Here is a 1,240-nt window from a genome sequence, read left to right as displayed (position 1 = left end):
GACCTTATGCGTTTCTTGATTCCTTTTTTACGCTCCAGAACAACATCGGTTTGATTTTCAATTTTGTCATAGGGGAGGTCGTAACCAAGCCAGGCATTGTTGAATTGTTGCGTTTCGTCCAACATAACAGCCACATCTTAACATTTTTTCCACGTCTTCAACAGTTTTTACTAAGACCTGGGTCTTCGACAAGCTCAGGCAATAACCTTTTCACCTATCTCCGAGCAAGGTTCCCGAGTTTGTGGTGAAGTTGCCGAAGCATTGAAGGCATACCGCGTTATCTCCTGAGCGAGTTTTCCGAGCCTGTGGTGAGCCTGTCGAACCATCGAAGGGGCACCGCGTTATTCCCTGAGCCTGTCGAAGGGGCACCGCGTTATTCCCTGAGCCTGTCGAAGGGGCACCGCGTTATTCCCTGAGCCTGTCGACCCATCGAAAGACAGAATAGTTCCAAAAAGAGAAACGCCGGCATGCGCTGACTCGGGAGTAACCCTTATCATTGCATGCCGGCGCGTTGCGTGTTGTTGGCCGTCTACCGCGCGTGGTGGCGCAGGTAGACGTTGGCCCCCTTGGACACCGGCCCGATGCGGGTGTGGGTGTCGCTGGGGTCCTGACCCTTGCGACGCGGGTTGGTCCAGAGGATGACCTCCTCCTCGACGCTCTGCCCGTTCTCGAACGGGAAGATGTTGAGGTAGAGGTACTCCCTGACCTGGTCCTCGTCGGACCAGGAGACCGTCCGGCCCTTGATTTCGACGCGGCCGGTGACCTTCTCGAGGAAGACCGTGCCCTCGGAGGGATCGAGACCCACCTCGGCCCATCCCTCGACGTCCCGCAGGTGGAGGTCCATGCCCTTGTAGCGGGCGTGCCAGTGGGCCGGCACATCCGCCTCCTCCCGCACGTAGGTGAACTCGAGTCCGTCCGGGAACCGGAGGATGCCGTTCACCTCGCGCACCACCCCGTGGGTGGTGGTGATGAGAACCTCGGAGCCCTTCTTGGGCCCCCTGTCCCGCTTCTTGCTCTTCTCCCGCACGACGGGAGCCCCTTGGAATCGAAGCATTTGCTTCTCCTCTCTTGTTTGTGAGTGGAAACAGCGAAACTCATTTCCCGCCGTCCATTGTTCTTTTCAGAAGCACGCTGAAAAAGACAATATACGGCGGGAATGGCTATCAAATCCCAGGAATGTCGCGAGGATTTCAATCCTATACGACGTGCAAATATAGCAAAAAATAACAGTTTTGTCAAT

At 55.9% G+C, this 1,240-nt stretch carries 1 protein-coding gene; it reads right to left on the bottom strand.

All coding sequences use genetic code 11. The features are described 5' to 3' along the window. Positions 1–529 precede the first annotated feature (529 nt). A complete protein-coding gene (locus tag D6783_05690) occupies positions 530–1,054 on the bottom strand; it encodes a hypothetical protein (GenBank protein RME52148.1) in 525 nt (174 codons plus the stop codon). Positions 1,055–1,240: the final 186 nt, after the last annotated feature.

This window comes from Candidatus Woesearchaeota archaeon, from assembly GCA_003694805.1.
Taxonomy (GTDB): Archaea; Nanobdellota; Nanobdellia; order Woesearchaeales; family J110; genus J110.
The sequence above is the reverse complement of the archived record's forward strand: the minus strand, read 5'-3'. Positions and strand labels throughout refer to the sequence as shown.